The sequence below is a fragment of the Bacillus cereus group sp. MYBK139-1 genome (assembly GCF_051916915.1).
GTDB lineage: Bacteria > Bacillota > Bacilli > Bacillales > Bacillaceae_G > Bacillus_A > Bacillus_A pacificus.
In genome coordinates this window covers 1-21583 of record NZ_JBQAHO010000007.1, presented here as the reverse complement: position 1 = coordinate 21583, position 21583 = coordinate 1, and the positions used below count along the sequence as shown (strand labels likewise).

Below are 21583 nucleotides of genomic sequence, written 5' to 3'. Positions count from 1 at the left end.
AATTAATATAGTCTTTCATTTCTTTCTGTTTCCTATTTCGTTTATAATATATAGTAAGAATGCAGTAAAGAAAGGGGGATGTCGGAAGGTGGTATATTTAAACGACAAACTCAGCGAAACAAAAGTGTTTAAAGACCCGGTACATAAATATGTGCACGTGCGCGATCGTGTTATTTGGGATTTAATCGGAACGAAAGAATTTCAACGCTTACGCCGTATTAAGCAGCTTGGAACGACATTTTTTACATTTCACGGTGCAGAGCATAGTCGCTTTACTCATTCGTTAGGTGTATATGAAATTATTCGTCGTATGATTGATGATGTGTTTGATGGCAGACCGAATTGGAATGCTGAAGATAGATTGTTATGTTTATGTGCGGCATTACTTCATGATGTCGGTCACGGTCCATTTTCTCATTCGTTTGAAAAAGTATTTTCATTAGACCATGAGAAATTTACGCAAAAGATTATCGTTGGAGATACGGAAATTAATCGCGTATTAAGTCGTGTGGATAAAGATTTCCCACAAAAGGTAGCCGATGTAATTGCGAAAACATCTACTAATAAATTAGCGATTAGCATGATTTCTAGTCAAATTGATGCAGATCGCATGGACTATTTATTAAGGGATGCGTACTTTACTGGCGTAAAATATGGGAACTTTGATATGGAACGTATACTGCGTGTTATGCGTCCGTACGGGAATCAAGTAGTCATTAAGAATAGTGGTATGCATGCTGTTGAGCATTATATTATGAGTCGTTATCAAATGTATTGGCAAGTATATTTCCATCCGGTAACGCGCAGTGCTGAAGTTATTTTAACGAAGATTTTACACCGTGCAAAATCATTGCATGAGAAGTATTATACATTTAAAAATCACCCTGTTCATTTCTATTCTTTATTTGAAGAAGAAGTGACAGTAGAGGATTATTTAAAGTTAGATGAGAACGTTATGTATTATTACTTCCAAGTATGGCAGGACGAAGAAGATCCAATTTTAAGCGATCTATGCCGTCGTTTTATGAATCGAAACCTATTTAAATATGTAGAGTTTACAGATAAGCACGGTTTAGATAATTGGATGGAATTAAGTAGTTTATTCAAAAAGATTGGACTTGATCCAGAATATTATTTAGTAGTTGATTCAACATCAGACTTACCGTATGACTTTTATCGTGCTGGTGAAGAAGAAGAACGTCTGCCAATCTTACTTCTTATGCCAAATGGAGAGCTTAGAGAGCTCTCACGTGAATCGGATATTGTTGAGGCGATTACTGGTAAGAAGAGAAGGGATCAAAAGCTATTCTACCCGCATGATTTAATCTATGAAGATGGAAGAAAAGGAAAATATAAAGAGAGAATTATTGAGTTGTTAGAAGGAAAGAAATAAGAAGCAGCTAAGCGCTGCTTCTTATGAAAAAACTTGAAATTATTTGTCGCTTAAGCGTTTTCCGCCAACTGCATAATGGTTTTTAGACATTTCTTCGATGAAAACAACGATGTTTTCTTCAGGAGCACCAGTTGTTTCGCTTACTGCTGCTGTTACTTTCTCAGCAAGAGCTTTCTTTTGTTCCTCTGTGCGTCCTTCTAACATTTTCACTGTTACGTATGGCATATATAATCGCTCCTTTTATGTAAGTTACACTCTTATTATAGCGGATTATGTGGAAGAACAATCGAAAAAACAAATAATTTCTTTTTTTGACATATGGAAGAGGAGATGAAACATGGATCAGTTATTTAGATACCCGTTGCACCAAATTCCTTTGGTAGCAATGGCCATTATTATTGCGTTATCAGTGCATGAATTTGCGCATGCATATGTAGCATATAAATTTGGAGACGATACAGCAAAGAGACAAGGGCGCTTAACTTTATCACCGATGGCACATTTAGATCCTATCGGGATGATTGCTGTATTAATTCTTGGTTTCGGTTGGGCGAGACCAGTTCCTGTTAACCCATATAACTTTAAAAGACCTCGTCTTGCAGGGATATTAGTTTCAATTGCAGGACCGATTAGTAACTTAATTTTAAGCGCAATCGGTTTAATTATTTGGTATAGCTTATTAACATTTGGTGTATTAGACTCAATTCCATTTGCAGTAGCAGATACGCTAGCTCAATTTTTCCAGATTTTTATTATGTTGAATATTGTTTTACTTGTCTTTAACTTATTACCAATCCCGCCACTTGATGGATATCGCGTAGTGGAGGATTTAGCACCAACAAATATTCGTGCGAAAATGACACAGTATGAAAAATACGGGGCAATTGCTTTATTAATTCTAGTTATTACACCGCTTAGCAATTACACAATCCAACCTATTTTTAGTGTTGTTATTCCATATGTATTTGCATTTTTAAACAGTATTATTGCGCCTATCTTTGGCCTTTTATAATCATTAAGTGAGGAGGACTTTACATATGACAGAGAAAAAGAAAAAAATCGGTTTTAATATCGTGAAAAATGATTCAACGGATGGACATGGTGGTTTTGGCGTTGGGGCATTAAGCCTAGAAAACATTTCACCCGTATTTGTCGATGTACTAGAGAAAACAGCATTTGTTGATATTGGTGCGATGCATGCACGTAGTACAGTAGAAAAAGGTATTAAGTTTTTAACAAATAAAGATGAAGTTCCAAACGGAAAACCATACTGGCTTGTGTGGGTAACGATTGAAAGAACAGCAACAGGTGCGTATTATGCAGGTGTAACAGCTTGTGAAATGACAGTTGACCGTGAAATTCGCCGCGGATATAAGTCACTTCCAGAGCACGTAAACAAAATGGATAAATCATTGAAGCGTCACATTATGGTTGACCATATGGACGAATCATCTAAAAAAGTACTTGGTACATTCTTGAAAGAACATAATGAAGCGATTTGGAACGAATCTAGCGAAGAATTGCGCCGTGCATTATTAAGTGAATAAAAGAAAAGGATGTCTCACTAGTCGATTGTTGACTAGTGAGACATCCTTTTTATTTTGGCTTGTTGTATGAAAATATATCAACGATTCGACAAGGAGGCTATTCCACGTTCAGTGAAATAGCCGGATATTCTACCAAGGAAGGTATTTTTTCCACCAACTTGTTTTTTTCTTTTCTTCAGTTGTCTTTTCAAATTCCTCTTTATCATCAACGTGATCCATACAATATTCAGTTGGTTCTGTACCTTTTGCAAAATACATCTTCACTGAAATTGGGCAATTTTTTGTAGCAATTTTCCCGTTTTCAGGGTTAATATCGACTGCAACGACGTCACTTGGTTGTTTAAACTCTTTTTTAGGTTGTCCATCTAAGCCTTTCTCCATCGTATCGGTCCATATTCTTTTTGCATAGCCTTGTTCTGCTACGTTTGAAATTGATTTAGGTTGATCATATCCAACCCATACGCCAGTTACGAGTTGCGGGGTAAACCCAATCATCCAACTATCTGTTTCAGTAGAGCCAGATTTTCCAGCATATGTTCTTGATAGTTTAGATAACATTGATTGACCAGTTACAGCAGCGTAACTGCTTAGTTTTTTATTAAACATGCCTGTCATCATTTCTTCCATCACAAATGCTTTGCTCTTATCAAGAACTTGTTTACTCTCCAAATGAGCATCGTATAAAATATTTCCTTCATGATCCATAATGCGGCGAATGAAAATAGGTTTTACTTCTTTTCCCCCGTTTGCGAACATGCTATAAGCGTTAACCATTTCAATTGGTTTTACAGGAGATGTACCGAGCGCGAGGGAAGGGACGTCTTTTAATGCACTCTTAATGCCGAATTGCTTCGCCGTTTTTGTAAGAATGTCTTCGCCTAAAAATAAATTGGTTTTCACGGCATAGACGTTATCAGAGACCGCAAGAGCTTGCGCCATTGTTACAAAATCGTCTGCATAATAGTCTTTATAGTTTTTCGGTTTATACTTTGAAACACCGTCACCTAAAGTGAACACAGTGTATTCACTTTTTAAGCGCGTAGCAGGGGTGAATCCTCGTTCTAATGCCGCATAATATAGAAATGGCTTAAATGTAGATCCGGGCTGGCGAGCGGCCTGTGTAGCCCTGTTAAATTGACTTGTATTATAATCAGTTCCACCAACAAGGGCAGCTACTTCCCCTGTTTTTGGATTCATAGAGACGAGCGCAGTTTGTATGTTTGTCGTGTCAGGTATGTGGTTTTTTACAGCTTGCTCTGCAACCGATTGTAATTTCGGGTCTAGCGTTGTATAAATACGCAAGCCGCCTTTTTGTAAGGCTTGCTCATCTAATCCGATATCACGAAGAAGAGAAGCTTGTACAGCATCTTGGAAATAAGGCGCGACCTCTGCGACTTTTTTCGTATCTAATGAAGCGAAAGTTAGTGATTCTTTCTTTGCTGAAGCTGCTTGTTTCTTCGTAATATAACCTTGTTCTACCATTTCATCTAATATAAGAGATTGTCGTTCTTTCGCACGATCTTCTTTTAAAAAGGGAGAGTAGACACTAGGTCCTTTTGGTATACCTGCAAGCATACTAGCTTCCGCTAATGTTAATTCTTTTGCTGTTTTATCAAAATATAGACGGGACGCAGCTTCGATTCCATAAGCACCATGCCCGTAATAAATTGTATTTAAATATCCTTCTAAAATATGATTTTTATTATAATTCACTTCAAGACGGATTGTGTACATTGCTTCTAATAGTTTACGTTTCCACGTTTTATCATGATCTAAGTATAGGTTACGGGCATACTGTTGTGTAATCGTACTAGCGCCTTGGACTTTTGCCATCGCTTTTAAATCAGCAACAATGGCACCAGCGATACGCTTCATATCAAAGCCATGATGTTTGTAGAATCTTTGATCTTCGATAGAAAGTGTTGCCTCTTTTACATAAGGAGAAATTTCATTGAGAGATACATTGTATCGTTTTTGCATCTCATTACTTTGTCCTATAACAGTGTCATCATTAGCATAAAAGACACTTGTTTGCGGGACAGCGACAGGAGGAGGTCCCATAATTTTTGCAACTATAATAATAACAAAAAAGGAAAAAACGAAAAAAAGAACAGAAGAAAACATTACGGTGAAGAAAAGACGTTTATATTTTTTAAGTTTCGGATTCATAGTTTGATCCATCTTTTTCAGCCCCTCATTCATACAAACATTATTGTATTAGTATTGAGGGTTTTCGATTATTTTAAACAATGAAATTTCGAAAATAAAGAGCTCCTTCAATTAAGAAAGGAGCTCAAATGCACGTGCTGGCCAATCGGTAATAATGACATCTACGCCATAATCAATCATAGTTTGTAAATCTTTGTATTCGTTAATTGTATAAGGACGGAAAACATACCCTTGTTTTTGCGTGAGTTGAACAAATTCCTTTGTTAGTAGCTCAAAGTTTGGATGTAAACCAGTTGCTTCTCTAGTTTGTGCTTCAGCGATAGGATCAGCAAGTGGTGTGTCATATAAAATTGCTCTTGGGATTTCAGGAGCTATTTCTGCTAATAATGAAACAGAGTCGTGATTAAATGAAGAGAATACAATTTGATTAGAAAGATGATATTCTCGAACGAGAGCAACAACTTTTTCTTCAATGTTTGGATAGTGAATCACGTCTGTTTTTAATTCAATATTGAGTTGTAAGCTTGTTGTAGATAACCAAATAAATACTTCTCGTAACGTTGGGATTTTTGCTTCATGGAAAGAAGGATCTTTATGGCTGCCGGCATCTAAAGCTTGTAACTCTTCTACCGTTTTTTCAGAAACAAGACCCATGCCATTTGTTGTACGATCGACTGTTTCATCGTGAATCACGACAAGTTCACCATCTTTTGATAGGTGGACATCAAGTTCAATTCCGTGGGCGCCAATGCGTTCAGCTTCTTGGAAGGCAATCATCGTATTTTCTGGATGTGTTCCTTTTACGCCGCGATGAGCGAAAATAAGTGGTTTACTCATGTGAAATTCTCCTTATCGTTTCTTTTCTTTCATTATGAAACTGCTTTTGAAAAAATACAATTTAATATGACAAACATTTACAAAAGTCTAACAGTTGCACAAAAGTTAACGTTAACGTAAAATGTAATAATCGAGTGAAGGGAGGAATAAACATGTATAAGATTGATGAAGTCACAAAGCAAGTTGGTTTAACAAAACGTACACTTCGTTATTATGAGGAAATTGGTTTAATTCATCCCCCAGAACGTAGTGAGGGGAACATTCGCCTGTATACAGACGAAGATATCGCTAGAATTAAAAGAATTGTGGAAGCGAAAGAAGTGTTAGGGATTACGCTTCAAGAAATGCAACATTTTTTATCGTTAAAAGAAAGAATGGAGCAAAGAAGAAATAGTGAGAATCCCCGTGATCGTGAAGTGATTCAAGAAATTAAAGAGATGCTTGAAAAACAAGTGCAAACGCTAGACGAGAAAATGGAGCAAATGCAGCGTGTAAAGGGAGAACTTGAAGACAGCTTACATCGTGCAGTGACATTTTTAGAGAATACAAAAGGAGAGTAATCAAAATGGAGAGCAAACAAAAACTAGGGAGATTGATTACAGTGTTGGCTACTTTCCTTGCCTTTTCAGGTATAGGGGTAGTCGACCCAATTTTGCCGATTATTGCTGAAAAGATTGGTGCATCGCATTGGCAAGTAGAGATGTTATTTACAGCGTATATTTTGACGATGGCAATTATGATGTTACCAGCTGGAATATTTGCATCGAGATTTGGTGATAAACGGATGATGACAATCGGTCTTGCAATCGTGACTGTATTTGCGTTTATATGCGGTATATCGCAAACGATTGCTCAGTTATCTCTTTTCCGCGCTGGATGGGGATTAGGGAATGCGATGTTCTTCGCAACGGCGATGACTTTATTGATTGCATTAAGCAAAGAAGTTCATGAAGCAGTAGGGTTATATGAAGCAGCTATCGGTTTAGGAATGGCAGGTGGACCATTATTAGGCGGGATATTAGGTGGACATTCTTGGCGTTACCCATTTTTTGCGACGAGTATTTTAATTTTCTTAGCATTTATTTTAGTTTTCTTTTTTGTGAAAGAACCAGAGCGAAAAGTGAAGCGTAAAGCGGCAGGCGTGGGAGAATTACTTAACCTGGTGAAGTATAAACCGTTTATGCAAGGCGCCATTTCAGGAATGTTATACTACTACGGATTTTTCGTTGTATTAGCATATTCACCACTTATTATGCATTTATCTGCTATTCAATTAGGATTTGTATTTTGTGGGTGGGGACTCGCGTTAGCTTACGGTTCTGCAATTTTAGCACATAAGTTAGAAGGGAAATATGAGCCGAAAACATTGTTAAAAGGCAGTTTACTCGTATTTGCGCTGTTCTTAATTGCACTATTCTTCGTGAAAATTATGTGGTTACAAATTGTATTAATTGTTCTATCAGGATTAGCATCAGGATTAAATAATGCATTATTTACAAGTTATGTAATGGATATTTCACCTTATGAAAGATCTGTTACATCTGGTGTTTATAACTTCGTTCGTTGGTTAGGTGGCGCAATTGCTCCAATCTTATCAGGAATCATCGGCCACACTGTTTCACCGCAAAGTCCATTTTTAGTAGGTGGGATTGTTGTATTAGTTGGTTGTGTAATGATTCTAATTCCGATTCGAAAACCGGTAGAAGTAGAGACAAAAGCCCTTTCTTAAGAAAGGGTTTTCTTTATATGCATATGTTAGAACCCTCTGACTAAAATATATTTTCGGTATTTTTGTACTTTTAACTATACTTTTTGGATGTTTTGTTTTATTTTTGTTAGGGGACATTAATGATGTCCCTATTATAAATTTGCATTGAAAGGCGTGATTGTACGATGGAACTATGGTTCACTGAAAAACAAACAAAACATTTTGGGATTACGGCGCGTATTAACCGCACATTACATACGGAGCAAACAGAATTCCAAAAACTTGATATGGTTGAAACGGAAGAGTTCGGAAACATGCTTATTTTAGATGGCATGGTTATGACAACAGAAAAAGATGAGTTCGTTTATCATGAAATGGTAGCGCACGTACCTTTATTTACACATCCAAACCCTGAAAACGTATTAGTTGTAGGTGGCGGCGATGGCGGTGTTATTCGTGAAGTGTTAAAACACCCAAGCGTAAAGAAAGCAACTCTTGTTGAAATCGATGGAAAAGTAATTGAGTACTCTAAACAGTACTTACCATCAATTGCAGGCGCGTTAGATAATGAGCGTGTAGAAGTAAAAGTAGGAGACGGTTTCCTACATATCGCAGAAAGCGAAAATGAATATGACGTAATTATGGTAGATTCTACTGAGCCAGTAGGACCAGCAGTAAACTTATTTACAAAAGGTTTCTACGCTGGAATTTCAAAAGCGTTAAAAGAAGATGGTATTTTCGTTGCACAAACGGACAACCCTTGGTTCACACCAGAACTAATTACAACTGTGTTTAAAGACGTAAAAGAGATTTTCCCAATTACTCGTTTATACACAGCGAACATTCCAACTTACCCAAGTGGTCTTTGGACGTTCACAATCGGATCTAAAAAACATGATCCATTAGAAGTAAGTGAAGAGCGTTTCCACGAAATCGAAACGAAGTACTACACAAAAGAATTACACAATGCAGCATTCGCATTACCGAAATTTGTTGGCGATTTAATTAAGTAAGAGAATCGTACGGAACAAATAAAGTGTAAGTAGCTCATTTAAGGTGTTTGTCCAGAAGACTTGAACATGCTAGCTATTTACACTTCTGTAAAGAAAATTGTCTTCTTTTTATGAAACAGAAGACCCGGTAAATCGAGAAAGAGGAGCAACTCGCTCCAAATTTGAGAAATAATGAAAGGTTGGGATACCTTAAGTTCCACATAAGGAGGAAAAGAATATGCGTTTTGATGAAGCTTATTCAGGTAAAGTATTTATTAAAAGTCATCCAAGTTTTGAAGAGTCAAAAGTAGTTATTTATGGGATGCCTATGGATTGGACAGTAAGTTACCGTCCAGGATCTCGTTTTGGCCCTGCACGTATTCGTGAAGTATCAATCGGTCTTGAAGAATATAGTCCGTATTTAGATCGTGAACTAGAAGAGGTAAAATATTTTGATGCGGGTGATATCCCATTACCATTCGGAAACGCACAACGCAGCTTAGACATGATTGAAGAATATGTATCAAAACTTTTAGATGCCGATAAGTTTCCACTAGGTCTCGGCGGTGAGCACTTAGTGTCTTGGCCAATTTTTAAGGCAATGGCAAAAAAATATCCGGATTTAGCAATCATCCATATGGATGCTCATACTGATTTACGTGAATCGTATGAAGGGGAGCCTTTATCCCACTCTACACCAATTCGTAAAGTGTGTGATTTAATTGGTCCGGAAAACGTATATTCTTTCGGAATTCGTTCTGGAATGAAGGAAGAATTTGAATGGGCGAAAGAAGTAGGTATGAACTTATATAAATTTGACGTATTAGAACCGTTAAAAGAAGTATTACCGAAACTTGCAGGACGCCCAGTCTATGTCACAATCGACATTGATGTATTAGACCCAGCTCACGCTCCAGGAACAGGAACGTTAGAAGCTGGTGGTATCACATCTAAAGAATTATTAGATTCCATCGTAGCAATTGCAAATTCAAATATAAATGTAGTTGGAGCGGACTTAGTAGAAGTAGCTCCTGTCTACGACCATAGTGATCAAACACCAGTCGCAGCAAGCAAATTCGTGCGGGAAATGCTGCTCGGTTGGGTGAAATAAAAGCGGAATCCGCTGTAGCTGGATAAAATAAGAGCCCTCTATATGATTAGGGGCTCTTATTTTGTCGTTATGTGTCGGTAAGTCGATATGTCTTGTCGAATCGTCGATATAATGAAAAAATCGTTGATATATTTTGAGTTATGATCGATATATTTGAAAAATCGTCTATATAATTTCATTTACCATTACGTAACATTAAAAAGAGCTATTCCCAAACAACGGGAATAGCTCTTTTTCTTATGCAACCTTCTCTTCTGAAGTAATGCCGCGAATGTCATCAGCAGAGCGAATTGGATATTTACGGAACACTATTGATCCGATGTATCCAACAATCGTGGTAACGATTCCACATAATATAGCAGCAATTGTTACTTTTACAACGTCATTAAATCCGAATAAAACAAGAAGTCCTGGTATTGGTGATGCTGTTCCTGGTGCATTATTAACGAGCTGGAACAGAGATGTAATAATACCAGCAAGTGCACCGCCAACGAAGTTTGTCGCATAAATTGGAATCGGATTTGCTGAAACAACATCGGCTTGTGTTAAAGGCTCGATTGCTACAGCAATTGTGTCTTTCTTTGAACAAATCTTTAGTCGTTTAAAGAAAATAAAGTTCATTGGGGCTGAGGCTGCTACGGCAAGACTACCAATTGCCATTGGTAAACCTGTTAATCCAAGCATTGCAGTGAGTGCCATAGAACTCAGTGGAGAGGTAGAAATAACTGTTATTAATCCACCAAGCATAATACCCATGATAATAGGGCTTTCTGTAGTTGCAACTGAAATCATAGAACCGATTTTACCAAGTGTTGCGTTAACGAGCGGATCCATAAGCATTGCCATTCCGCGTGAGATTGGTGCAGCGATAAATAAAATTGCTAAAAACTCTACACCAGCCGGTAATTTCTTTTCGAGAAATTTCACGACAAAAGCACAAACGTATCCAGCGAAAAATCCTGGTAAAATACCGAATCCACTAGTAGCGATACCGATTAAAACAGCATATACGGGGGAAACACCGATTGCTAATGCGACTAAAATCGCTGCTGCGACACCGCTCATACTACCGGAAGCTTCTCCTACTGATTGTAAAAAGTCATTATGAAACATTTCTCCACCTATATAACGATGAAATGCTTCAATAAGAAAACTTGCGATTGCTGCATTAGCTAAAGCACCCATTGCTTTCATGCCGTAAGGAGCACGGTAACTGAAAAGTGTAAATAGACAAAGTACAACAAGTAATAGTGCTAAACCTTGCAAGATAGCCATTTGAAAACTGTCTCCTTTGATTTTTGTAATAAAAATTCGTATCATTCAATAATAATATAAAAGTGTATGAAACGGAAAAATTTTTTCTTGGGAACTTGCTGTAAGAAAAAATCCCTTACAATAATGTAAGGAAAGTGTAAGACTTTTAGATAGAGTATAGTATGCCATTTTTCGTATAATACAAGTATAGATATATGACTAGGGAAAAAGAAGTGCAAACAGGAGGTTCATGTATGAAATTGGTAATTAAAGTTTTAGCTGTATTCGCCATTATTCTAGGTGGAACAGCGTATTATTTGAACACAAAAACAGAAGGTGTACATGCTTTTGTAGACAACTTCTTTTCAAATAAAGAAATACAAGATTATTATGCGGTAGTAGATAAAGGTGAGAAAAAAGACGGAGAATACTTGTATACTTTTAAAGGGTATACAGAAGACGGAAAGTTACAGGTTATTAAAAGAATGATGAACCGTGAATTACATACGGGTGCTTTTATAAAAATTTATGCAAAAGGTATGCAAGGAAAAGGATGGGCTGAAATCCCGAAAGAATCAATTCCGCAAAAAGCGTTGGAAAAAATAGAAAAACGATAAAAGGAGCGACTCATTCGCTCCTTTTTTAGTGCGTTAAAATAGTAATAGATGTTTTTTCTTTGTTAGAAATGATTTTTACACGTCCGCCAATTGGAAAAGTGAAAATCGGGGTTGTATGACCGAAACTTGCGTTTGCAATGATAGGGATATGTGCAAGCTCAGGCTTTGAAGCAATCATTTCTTGCATGTCGTCTATCGTACATTCTGCACCTTTTTGCATCTTTCCTATAACGATGCCTTTTACATGTTCAAAATCTTGCTGCTGCATAAGAGAATGTAAATATCGATCAAAAGTTTTAAGAGTAGCTCTCCCAGTTAAACTATCCTCTTCAAGAAATAAAATTTTATCCTTTAAGTTTGGCATATATGGTGTACCTTGTAGCAAGTTTAAGGTGCTCATATTACCACCAATAATCTCTCCAGTTGCTTCGCCCTCGTGAATCGAAACATATCCTTCATTCTTAATAAATTCTCGATTTTCCTGATCAATGTACCAAGAATCATCACTCCATGTTTCAGATGGTAGGACTTCAATAGGTTCAGTAGAAGTTAAGCATTGTAAAAAGTAATCGTTCGTATACTCGAGACCTTTCTCCATTCCAAATGAAGAGAAATGGGGTCCTGAATATGTAACGAGTCCTGTTTTAGTGTAAATTGCATTATTTAAAGCAGTAATATCTGAATAGCCACAGAAAAATTTCGGATTTTCTCGAATTAAATTATAATCGAGGTGTTTCAATAAACCGTTAGAGTTGTATCCGCCAAGTGTCGTCAAAATGGCTTTTACATTCGGGTCTCTAAATGCTTCGTGAAGGTCTTGAACGCGTGAAGAAATAGAAGAAGAAGCAAAGCGATCTAGCTCTTCAGCGTGTTTTGAGAACGTAACTTGAAAGCCCATATTGTTAAATTTTTTTATAGCAAGCTTCCTGTTTTCAGTTGAGACAATACTTAAACTACAAGATGGTGAAATCACTCTAATTTCATCACCTTTTTTTAATTTTGTGGGGAGCACTTCATTCACCTCTTTAAATGAAAGAATATTTAGATTTAAAAAATATTTTATCATATGAAATAAAGTGAAAGTGAATTATTTTTTGAAATGGAGTTTTCCTGATTTTTCAGCAGACAGACAGAGGTTTTTTTTGATATGATAGGAAAAGTGATTTATTATAAGTAGTATTTAATATCTATAACATTTGAAAGGTGTGCAAGACGTGGAGAAACAACTTGCAGGCTTGCCGGTACACGTTCATTTCGTAACAGAAATCCGTGAAGGGGCGAGGAAGGAAACCGTTGCTTTTGAAGCAAATGGTCAATACTATGTAAAAGGTCAAGGTACATACGTAACATTCCAAGAGCCGAACGAACAAGGCGAAGTGAAAACAATTATTAAAATTCAAGATGAACAAGTTCTCATTATGCGTTCAGGTGCTGTTTCAATGCGTCAAACGCATGTGAAAGGTGAATGGACAACTGGTACGTACACGAGTGAACTTGGTACGTTTGCATTGCAAACAAAGACTGATAACGTTCTTTTTAAATGGTCGGATGAAAAGAAAAAAGGACAACTCTTCTTAACGTACGCATTGCTTCTAAGTGAACAAGAAGCTGGCAGATATACAATTACGATTAATTTGAAGGAGGCAAAATAATGAATTCTTTAGAACAAGTAAAAGGATTAATTAAAGAAGAAATTCAAGCTGCTGTATTGAAGGCAGAATTAGCGACAGAAGAACAGATTCCAAACGTTGTATTAGAATCTCCAAAAGATAAGACAAATGGTGACTTCTCTACAAATATGGCAATGCAACTTGCACGCGTTGCAAAGAAAGCACCTCGTATGATCGCAGAAGAATTAGTTGCAAACTTCGATAAAGCAAAAGCTTCTATTGAAAAGATTGAAATCGCAGGTCCTGGTTTCATTAACTTCTACATGGATAATAGCTACTTAACAGACTTAATCCCAACTATCGTTAATGCTGGTGAAGCTTACGGTGAAACGAATACTGGTAAAGGTGAAAAAGTGCAAGTTGAGTTCGTATCTGCGAATCCAACAGGTGACCTTCACTTAGGGCATGCACGTGGTGCAGCAGTAGGTGACACGTTATGTAACTTATTAGCAAAAGCAGGATACGATGTATCTCGTGAGTACTACATTAATGATGCTGGTAACCAAATCCATAATTTAGCTCTTTCTGTTGAAGCTCGTTACATGCAAGCTTTAGGCTTAGAGAAAGAAATGCCAGAAGACGGATACCATGGTGCGGACATCATTGCAATCGGTAAACGTTTAGCTGAAGAGTTTGGCGATCGTTATGCGAAAGCTGATGAAAAAGAAAGTTATGAATTCTACCGTGAATACGGTTTAAAATATGAGTTAGCAAAACTTCAAAAAGACTTAGAAAGTTTCCGTGTTAAATTTGATGTATGGTTCTCAGAAACATCATTATATAAAAATGGAAAAATCGATCAAGCTCTTGCTGTATTAAAAGAGCGCGATGAGATTTTTGAAGAAGATGGTGCAACTTGGTTCCGCTCAATGACTTACGGTGATGATAAAAACCGTGTATTAATTAAAAATGACGGTTCTTACACGTACTTAACGCCAGATATCGCGTATCACCGTGATAAATTAGAGCGTGGTTTCGATAAGTTAATCAACATTTGGGGTGCTGACCACCACGGTTACATTCCACGTATGAAAGCTGCTATTCAAGCGCTAGGTTACGATAAAGAAACACTTGAAGTAGAAATCATCCAAATGGTACAACTATACCAAAACGGTGAAAAAATGAAAATGAGTAAACGTACAGGTAAAGCAGTTACACTTCGTGAGCTTATGGAAGAAGTAGGCGTGGACGCAATGCGTTACTTCTTCGCAATGCGTAGCGGTGATTCTCATTTAGACTTCGATATGGACTTAGCTGTATCAAAATCTAATGAAAACCCAGTATACTACGCACAATATGCTCATGCTCGCGTATGCAGTATCCTTCGTCAAGGTGAAGAATTAGGATTAGCTACAGGCGGAGACGTGAACTACAAACTTGTTACTTCTGAGAAAGAAGTGGAGTTACTGAAAAAACTTGGTGAATTCCCAGCAGTAGTTGCGGATGCAGCACAAAAACGTCTACCACACCGTATTACAAACTATGCATTTGAATTAGCAGCAGCATTACACAGCTTCTACAATGCAGAAAAAGTATTAAACCAAGATAACTTAGAATTAAGTAAAGCTCGCTACGAGTTAATGAAAGCAGTACGCACTACACTTCAAAACGCATTAGCAATCGTAGGAGTATCTGCACCAGAAAAAATGTAATGAAGAAAAGCGGAAGCGGCTCGTTCAGAATAGGAGGGGGATGGAGCTCCTGACAGAGAGGCGTACTTTGCCTCGGAGGAAGGCGCGAAGCCACCGAGTATTCTAGCCGCTGAAGCTGGACAATAGAGAAAAGCGGAGCCAATTTTTCGCTTTCAGTAAAAGGCAATCACAAGATGTTGTGATTGCCTTTTTGTATGGAGATAATAAAAAAATAAAATTTTATCAAACAAAAGAGGAGTTTGCATCGTCGTATATAAGTGATAGGGGGATAAATATAGCCAAACTTGTTACAATCCACCTATAAAACAATATAAGCCAAAAGAATTTGCTGAAATAAGTACTATACTTGTAAGAACTTTGCAGAGATAGGATAACGAGGGTATGTGGTCTGCTTATCGAAACCCTAAAGGAGGAAGGTATTATACAGATAAACATTATAAAGGCTATATGGAAATTCCAGAAGAAAATACCGGAGGATAAAGATTTATGAAAAGAGCATATCTAATAGAAATCCATCCGACAAAAGAACAAATAACCCAAATAAACCAGACGATTGGTGTATGTAGGTATGTTTACAATCTGTATATCTCTAAAAACAAAGAGTTGTATGAAGCCGAAGGAAAGTTTCTAGGTGGGTATGACTTTTCTAAATGGTTGAACAATGTCTATACAAAAGAATGTGATCAGTGGATAAAAGAAGTATCCAGTAAGGCTGTAAAACAAGCGATTATGAACGGGGATAAAGCTTTTAAGCGATTTTTTAAGGGGTTATCCAAATTTCCACGATATAAAAAAAGAAGAGGCAAGATGTGAAGTGCTATTTTCCAAAAAACAACAAAACAGATTGGACAATAGAAAGGCATAGAATAAAAATCCCTACAATTGGTTGGGTAAGGTTAAAAGAATATGGGTATATCCCTAAAAATGTAACTGTAAAAAGTGGCACAGTATATCAAAGAGCAGAAAGATATTTTATATCTGTACTTTGCGAATTGGAAGAAACGGCAACGAAGCCAACACTTAATTCAACAGGTTTAGGGATTGATTTAGGAGTGAAGGATTTCGCTACACGTAGCGATGGTATCGTTCACGAAAATATCAACAAAACAGTAAAAGTAAAAAATATAGAAAAACGGTTAAAACGTGAACAACGCTCTTTAGTGCGTAAATTTGAAAATATAAAAAAGAGAGGTGGAAAATCTGTTACAAATAAAAGAGCGAATATAGACAAAAATGTGCTTAGAGTGCAAAAGCTGCACGCTCAATTAGCGAATATTCGACTAGAGTATGTAAAGTCTATTGTAACGAATGTGGTGAAAACCAAGCCAACGTTTATTACAGTGGAAGATTTGAATGTGAAAGGTATGCTGAAGAATAAACATCTATCTAAAACAATTGCCAAGCAGTCTTTTTATGCTTTTAAAAAGTGGCTTTTGACGAAATGTGAGGAATATGGAATTGAATTACGTCAAGTAGACCGGTTTTATCCATCGTCAAAATTGTGCTCATGTTGTGGTCAAAAGAAAGTAGATTTAAAACTATCTGATCGAGTATATGAATGTGACTGTGGAAATGTAATAGATAGAGATTTGAACGCATCAATCAATCTTTTACAAGCAAAAAAATATACAATACTAACGTGATTGTATATATGTACGGTGGGCTACATCGGAATTTATGCCTGTGGAGTGTTACAGCAAACTGTAGTAGCGAGTAATTGGCGAGACAGGACACGTAGAAGCAGGAATACTCTAAGAATATACATTTGTCTATATTTTTAGTAGCAGGTTTATGATGGAAGAAAAGGTAGAAGAATTGATTGATATATATAAGCGGCAAATATATTCCTTATGCTATAAGTTAGCGAAGACAAAAGAAGACGCGGAGGATATTTTTCAAGAGACGTGGATAAAGGTTTTTTCATCGCGGCACCAACTTTCTTACGTGGAGAATTATAAAAAGTGGATTACTACAATTTGTGTTCGTACGTTTTATGATTTTTATCGTAAGAAAAAAAGGTGGAAAGATCGAATATTGGATTTGTTTCATAAAGAAGATGGTGGAGAAATAGACTTCTCGGATGAAGTGAATATATCAGAAGAATTTATTCAAAAAGTGGAAGCGGAAATGATACGGGAAGTTATACAGTTATTGAATGAAAAGTATAAAACTGTGCTCGTACTCTACTATTATGAACAATATTCTTATAAGGAAATGAGTGAAATATTAAATATACCGATTGGTACAGTGAAATACCGCCTTAATTATGCGAAAAAGCAAATGCGAGAACATTTGGAGGGGTTCGTTTATGAAGGAAGATAAGTTTAATCAAAAGATAAAAAGTAGTTTAGCGAGAGAGATGATTCCTAGCGAAGAGCTGATAAATCATACGAAACAGAGCGTGCGAAATGCTCGAAAATTAGAGAAGAGGTGGATGATTGGTATTCATGCCATTTGGATTGTTTTATTAACAGTTGTTATAGAACAATTTGTCACTCATTTGGATCATAAAATTCCTATGTTGATAGCAATTGTGATTATGATGCACGTATACATTCCGATATATGTTGTCATACAGTCATTTTTAAAGAAGGAGTATAAATTACATGATAGAGTTCGATAATCCGTTTGTAATATTTGAAGTAGCTGGAGTGATAATGCTTTTAGCTTTTATAGCACTTTTAATATGTGTTGCATCATGGGTATATACAGATGCTAAAGCACATCAAATGAGTAAAGGGTGGAGTGTTTTAGCAGTTATATTACCATTCTTTATTGGATTTTTATTATATATGGTGAGAAGAAGTAAAAAGAAAGTTGAAGGAGAATATAGGATGAATTTTGTTAAAAAGCAGAAGGTAACATTAGTTGCGATATTGGGAAGTACAATGTTTGTATTACTTAGTGGCTTTACTTTTGCACAGACGTTAGATGATGCGTGGAGAGCAGGAGATATATATTTAGAAAATGAGAAGCAAGGAGAGACAAGTTACGAGGCAAAATTTTCATCATGGGATATTGCTGGGAAAGATATTGAACTTGAGTATGCGAAAGATACAGAAGTAACATTTTTTTATGAGACGGATGCAAAACGTGGGAATTTGTGCTTTAGCTTGTATGAAAGGCAAGGAGAAGGTATAAGAGAGTTAAAAGAGATCTGTGAATCGAAAAAAGGTACTTTTAAATTGACGTTGAAAGCAAATGAAAAGTATGTATTGAACATAAGTGGATTAAAAGTAAAAGATGGTTTTGTAAAAGTGAATTGGGAAACAAAATAAAGGACCATGAGAAAGGCCCTTTATTTTATCGGATTGTATAGGTAACCGAAAAGCTAACAGGACTATAGTAAACGTAAGGTGCATGAAATTGAACATACATATTTCCATCTGTTTTTGCAGTGAAAATTCGTCCGTATCCATCAGAATAACGTCCAATAAGATTATGATTTGAGTCATAAACACTGTAACTAGGAGTTTTGCTGTTAGGTTGAATTGTTAGCTCTTGTCCCTTTTGAAGGAAAATAGGTTCTTGCTCAGAACTACCTCCAGTTTGCAAAGAATAAAATTTCGTAAAGCTCTGTTCTTGAGTCGCGGCAGCAACCTTCGTTTCAGCAATAAAAGCGGTAGCACCAGTAATTCCTGCTAAAGTTAACGCACCGGCTAAAATCATTTTTTTCATAGTAGAAAAACCTCCTTATTAGTTGTAATCATTTTTGTTACAGTTAATATTGTATACGATAATGGGTAGGAAAAAATATGCTTTTATGCATATGTATTTTTTCTCAATAAAGACCACTGATAAAAATCAGTGGTCTTTTAAATGATTAAGCAGCTTTCTGTTCGGTTTGAGTAACAGGTTTTTGAAGAGTGTTATAAACACCAGTTCCGATAACTTCTAATGCCATTTTCATACGTTCAGGTGAAATATTCTCCAATACGTTATCTTGAGGTGTATGGTATACCTTCTCAATATGATAGATTAATGGATTCCAACTATCGACACCCATCCAGATGAATAGGGCGGCCGGAATACCAACTTCAGCAAATGGTACGTGATCACTAGAGCCAAATTTCCCTTGAAGAACGAGTTCATTATTTAATTGTTTACCTGCTTGTAAGGCTGCGTCTGTTACAAGGTTTGGAGAACCGTTGGGCGTCATAGCATATAAATTCTTCGCCTTATCGTAATTTGTTGCAACCATGTCTGCGTTAAAGACACCTAAAATCCGGTCACGTTCTTTTTGGGATAGACTATTAACGTAATGATCAGAGCCAAGTAAGCCAGTCTCTTCAGAACCGAAAGCAATAAAACGAATTTCTTTATCAGTTTCTACATTTTGAAAAGCGCGTGCTAACTCTAATACTAACCCTGTACCAGAAGCATTGTCATTTGCTCCAGGTGCTCCAACGACACTATCATAGTGTGAACTTACAACGACAGCTTTTTCATTACCTGTACTATTTTTTGGTTTCTTTTTAGCAATGACGTTTAATGATGTTAAATTAGATTCATGTCTTGCTTTTAGGGAAAGGATTGTTGTCCCTTTTTTAGCGATTTCTTCTTTAAATGCATTTCCTTGTGCATAAGCAAGACCAAAGACAGGGATAGACTGTTTTTTCGTTAGGCGGGGATTGAAAGTTTGTCCGTAGTTTCCACGTCCACCAATTAAGCTGTATAAAAGAACACCTTTTGCTCCTTTGCTAACAGCATTTTCAACTTGTTTATTATAGTCTGCAACTGTTGTTCCTCTTTCGAATAGAACGATTTTTCCGTTTACTTCATTTGGGATATCCTCTAATTTTGTCCCACCTTGAACAAAGATAAGAGGGGCTGTAACAGCCTCTGTAGAAATTAGTGCGTTAGGGGCGGCACCAGCTTGCCAATTACGCTTTGTGGATAATGGTGATTCAATAAATCCAACGTATTGATCCGGCACTTGGAATGGTTGATATTCTACTTCATAGCCCATTGATTTAAGCTTCATACCAACGTAGCGGGAGGCCCATTCCTCTGATTTTGTTCCACCGGGGCGAGGACCAATTGTTTCGGATAAGAAACGGATGTGTTCGATAGCACGGCTTGCATCAACTTGTTTTGTGATAGATGAAGTCTGTGTGATTTCTGGCGTGGAATCAGCTTTGGCTTGTCCAATCGGGGCTAAGCTAACAGCGAGTGATACAGCAAGCAAAGAGCTTACTATTTTTTGTTTCAAAGATTTTTTCATTTCTTCCTCTCCTATTCTTCTATTCTCTCTGACTGACAAAAGAAGACGGATAACGACTTCATTTTACCTTTACCTTTATGGTTTTTCAATATTCTGACATTGAGAAATAAAAAAATACTATATGCATATTTGCATATTTTTGACGGAGATATGTATGCTATCATTTTAAATGAAGGTTTGCTTTCTGCTTGGAAAGCTCCTACATTGCATGAATCTAGTGTACCCAAACTTTAGATTATGTAGAGAAAAGAATCCACTGTAGGGTTTCTTTTCTCGTGTTTGAATCATGTGATGATAAATATGTTTCCGCATTTCATAATTATCATCAGTGATATATGTAAGGCATCCATATGAAAATACGAGGCTGTTCAAAGGTTTTCCGTACTTTTGGACAGCCTCACCCCGTTAAAAGGACGATACTCTATGTATCGTCCTTTTTTGTATAAAAAAACACCCAATCAAATGTTCACTTGATTGGGTGTGAAAAACTATTAATAATATTTTTTGCGTTTTGTAGCTAAAATACTTAACAAACCAGCTAGTAGAAGTAGGATACCTACTGTTTGAGTAGAATCTTTTTTGTGACCTGTATTTGGAAGTTCTTTACCTGTATTTCGGTCATCTTGCTGTTTGTTTTTATGTGTTTCAGGATTTCCTTTTTCTAGTTCCTCGGAAGTACCTTTACCATGTGTTTCAGGATTTCCTTTTTCTAGTTCTTCGGAAGTACCTTTACCGTGTGTTTCAGGATTTCCTTTTTCTAGTTCTTCAGAAGTTTCTTTTCCTGTTTCCTCTTCTTTATTAGGAGGAGCAACTGGTTTATCCTCTCCACCTGATGAAGAATCGATTTTTTTATTTGAAACTGTAATTTGTAGTGGTGTAGCTTGAGCTTTTTCAATTGTAAAGCTTATTGGTGATGCATCTAATTGATAGCCTGTAGGAGCCTTTGTTTCCACCAATTGATAATTACCAGGTTTCAAATCATTTACGATTAATTTACCATGCCCATCTGTTTTTAAGCCTTCTCGAACTACTTTTCCATCTTGATCTAAAATATTGAAAATGGCACCCTCAAGTGTTCCATTGTGATCCATATCAACTTTAGTTAATTCTATTGAACCTGTTGTTAAACTATTTAAAGCAGTCACAGAAGTAACTTGAGATTGTCCTTTCGTAATAGTGAAAGGAATTGGCTTAGCGTTTAAATCGTATCCAGTAGGAGCTTTCGTTTCAATAAACTGATAGTCACCCGGACGTAAATCAGAAACAGAAATTTTTCCATCTTTATTAGTAGTTAAATCAGAACGAACATCATTGCCGTTCATATCAACGATTTTAAATACTGCGCCTTCAAGAGTAGCCCCGTCGATATCGTCGACTTTCGTTAATTCCACAGCGCCCTTTGTTAAGCT

21 protein-coding genes and 1 pseudogene are annotated in these 21583 nt (G+C 36.7%); 14 read left to right on the top strand and 8 right to left on the bottom strand.

Annotated elements, in window-relative coordinates; translation table 11 throughout:
* The first annotated feature begins 88 nt into the window (after positions 1–88).
* Positions 89–1393, top strand: coding sequence for an HD domain-containing protein (locus ACTFRS_RS24840; RefSeq protein ID WP_000262739.1), 1305 nt, complete (start codon positions 89–91; stop codon positions 1391–1393).
* Positions 1394–1432: 39 nt separating this feature from the next.
* Here ACTFRS_RS24840 and ACTFRS_RS24835 read toward each other — a convergent pair whose 3' ends face one another.
* Positions 1433–1618 (bottom strand): 2-hydroxymuconate tautomerase, encoded by a 186-nt coding sequence (locus tag ACTFRS_RS24835; protein WP_001147171.1) that lies wholly within the window; start codon positions 1616–1618, stop codon positions 1433–1435.
* A 112-nt stretch (positions 1619–1730) separates the two neighbouring features.
* On the opposite strand from ACTFRS_RS24835, the gene ACTFRS_RS24830 reads away from it, so the two are divergent.
* Together ACTFRS_RS24830 and ACTFRS_RS24825 are read left to right on the top strand one after the other, a co-directional pair.
* Entirely contained in the window at positions 1731–2405 is a 675-nt protein-coding gene (locus tag ACTFRS_RS24830) for a site-2 protease family protein (RefSeq protein ID WP_061184162.1), read from the top strand.
* Positions 2406–2430: 25 nt separating this feature from the next.
* Positions 2431–2940, top strand: coding sequence for a YwhD family protein (locus ACTFRS_RS24825; protein ID WP_000136687.1), 510 nt, complete (start codon positions 2431–2433; stop codon positions 2938–2940).
* A gap of 129 nt (positions 2941–3069) precedes the next feature.
* Here the strand turns inward: ACTFRS_RS24825 and ACTFRS_RS24820 are convergent, their stop codons facing one another.
* Positions 3070–5121, bottom strand: a complete 2052-nt coding sequence (locus ACTFRS_RS24820; RefSeq protein ID WP_139868537.1) for a transglycosylase domain-containing protein — start codon at positions 5119–5121, stop codon at positions 3070–3072.
* 99 nt (positions 5122–5220) lie between these two features.
* Positions 5221–5946, bottom strand: coding sequence for a glycerophosphodiester phosphodiesterase (locus ACTFRS_RS24815; protein ID WP_139868535.1), 726 nt, complete (start codon positions 5944–5946; stop codon positions 5221–5223).
* Positions 5947–6098: 152 nt separating this feature from the next.
* On the opposite strand from ACTFRS_RS24815, the gene ACTFRS_RS24810 reads away from it, so the two are divergent.
* From ACTFRS_RS24810 to speB, 4 genes are all read left to right on the top strand, one after another.
* Positions 6099–6506 carry a MerR family transcriptional regulator gene (locus tag ACTFRS_RS24810; protein ID WP_000276568.1) on the top strand — a complete coding sequence of 136 codons (408 nt, stop codon included), beginning with the start codon at positions 6099–6101 and terminating at the stop codon, positions 6504–6506.
* Positions 6507–6511: 5 nt separating this feature from the next.
* Positions 6512–7675, top strand: coding sequence for an MFS transporter (locus ACTFRS_RS24805; protein ID WP_242294386.1), 1164 nt, complete (start codon positions 6512–6514; stop codon positions 7673–7675).
* A gap of 164 nt (positions 7676–7839) precedes the next feature.
* Positions 7840–8667: a polyamine aminopropyltransferase gene (gene speE, locus ACTFRS_RS24800; protein ID WP_000424696.1), complete on the top strand. Its 828-nt coding sequence runs from the start codon at positions 7840–7842 to the stop codon at positions 8665–8667.
* 217 nt (positions 8668–8884) lie between these two features.
* Positions 8885–9757, top strand: a complete 873-nt coding sequence (gene speB, locus ACTFRS_RS24795; protein ID WP_001209831.1) for an agmatinase — start codon at positions 8885–8887, stop codon at positions 9755–9757.
* 237 nt (positions 9758–9994) lie between these two features.
* Here speB and ACTFRS_RS24790 read toward each other — a convergent pair whose 3' ends face one another.
* Positions 9995–11032 carry a PTS sugar transporter subunit IIC gene (locus ACTFRS_RS24790; RefSeq protein WP_000996317.1) on the bottom strand — a complete coding sequence of 346 codons (1038 nt, stop codon included), beginning with the start codon at positions 11030–11032 and terminating at the stop codon, positions 9995–9997.
* A gap of 233 nt (positions 11033–11265) precedes the next feature.
* Here ACTFRS_RS24790 and ACTFRS_RS24785 point away from each other — a divergent pair, with 233 nt between their 5' ends.
* Complete coding sequence (locus ACTFRS_RS24785; RefSeq protein WP_000779929.1) at positions 11266–11628, top strand: YxeA family protein; 363 nt, start codon at positions 11266–11268, stop codon at positions 11626–11628.
* A 25-nt stretch (positions 11629–11653) separates the two neighbouring features.
* On the opposite strand, the gene ACTFRS_RS24780 is transcribed toward ACTFRS_RS24785, so the two are convergent.
* Positions 11654–12640: a S66 family peptidase gene (locus tag ACTFRS_RS24780; protein WP_139868529.1), complete on the bottom strand. Its 987-nt coding sequence runs from the start codon at positions 12638–12640 to the stop codon at positions 11654–11656.
* 202 nt (positions 12641–12842) lie between these two features.
* On the opposite strand from ACTFRS_RS24780, the gene ACTFRS_RS24775 reads away from it, so the two are divergent.
* The 6 genes and pseudogenes from ACTFRS_RS24775 (at position 12843) to ACTFRS_RS24750 (ending at position 18228) form a co-directional block, all read left to right on the top strand.
* Positions 12843–13280: a DUF1934 domain-containing protein gene (locus tag ACTFRS_RS24775; RefSeq protein ID WP_000414867.1), complete on the top strand. Its 438-nt coding sequence runs from the start codon at positions 12843–12845 to the stop codon at positions 13278–13280.
* The gene (gene argS, locus ACTFRS_RS24770; RefSeq protein WP_016719022.1) at positions 13280–14950 is read left to right on the top strand and encodes an arginine--tRNA ligase; all 1671 of its coding nucleotides are present in this window, start codon (positions 13280–13282) and stop codon (positions 14948–14950) included. The genes ACTFRS_RS24775 and argS overlap by 1 nt, the downstream gene beginning before the upstream one ends.
* Positions 14951–15436: 486 nt before the next feature.
* A pseudogene (locus ACTFRS_RS24765) lies at positions 15437–16593 on the top strand (RNA-guided endonuclease InsQ/TnpB family protein).
* A gap of 151 nt (positions 16594–16744) precedes the next feature.
* Positions 16745–17272, top strand: coding sequence for an RNA polymerase sigma factor (locus tag ACTFRS_RS24760; protein ID WP_139868527.1), 528 nt, complete (start codon positions 16745–16747; stop codon positions 17270–17272).
* Entirely contained in the window at positions 17259–17573 is a 315-nt protein-coding gene (locus tag ACTFRS_RS24755; RefSeq protein WP_431085184.1) for an anti-sigma factor, read from the top strand. Before ACTFRS_RS24760 ends, ACTFRS_RS24755 begins: the two co-directional genes overlap by 14 nt.
* Positions 17557–18228, top strand: a complete 672-nt coding sequence (locus tag ACTFRS_RS24750) for an anti-sigma factor (RefSeq protein ID WP_431085185.1) — start codon at positions 17557–17559, stop codon at positions 18226–18228. The genes ACTFRS_RS24755 and ACTFRS_RS24750 overlap by 17 nt, the downstream gene beginning before the upstream one ends.
* A gap of 25 nt (positions 18229–18253) precedes the next feature.
* Here ACTFRS_RS24750 and ACTFRS_RS24745 read toward each other — a convergent pair whose 3' ends face one another.
* The 3 genes from ACTFRS_RS24745 to ACTFRS_RS24735 form a co-directional block, all read right to left on the bottom strand.
* Positions 18254–18628 carry a hypothetical protein gene (locus ACTFRS_RS24745; protein ID WP_044791908.1) on the bottom strand — a complete coding sequence of 125 codons (375 nt, stop codon included), beginning with the start codon at positions 18626–18628 and terminating at the stop codon, positions 18254–18256.
* Positions 18629–18773: 145 nt separating this feature from the next.
* Positions 18774–20174, bottom strand: a complete 1401-nt coding sequence (locus ACTFRS_RS24740; RefSeq protein WP_139868521.1) for a M28 family metallopeptidase — start codon at positions 20172–20174, stop codon at positions 18774–18776.
* 491 nt (positions 20175–20665) lie between these two features.
* Positions 20666–21583 (bottom strand): SpaA isopeptide-forming pilin-related protein (locus tag ACTFRS_RS24735; protein ID WP_440025334.1); only part of this gene is annotated, 918 nt, incomplete at its 5' end.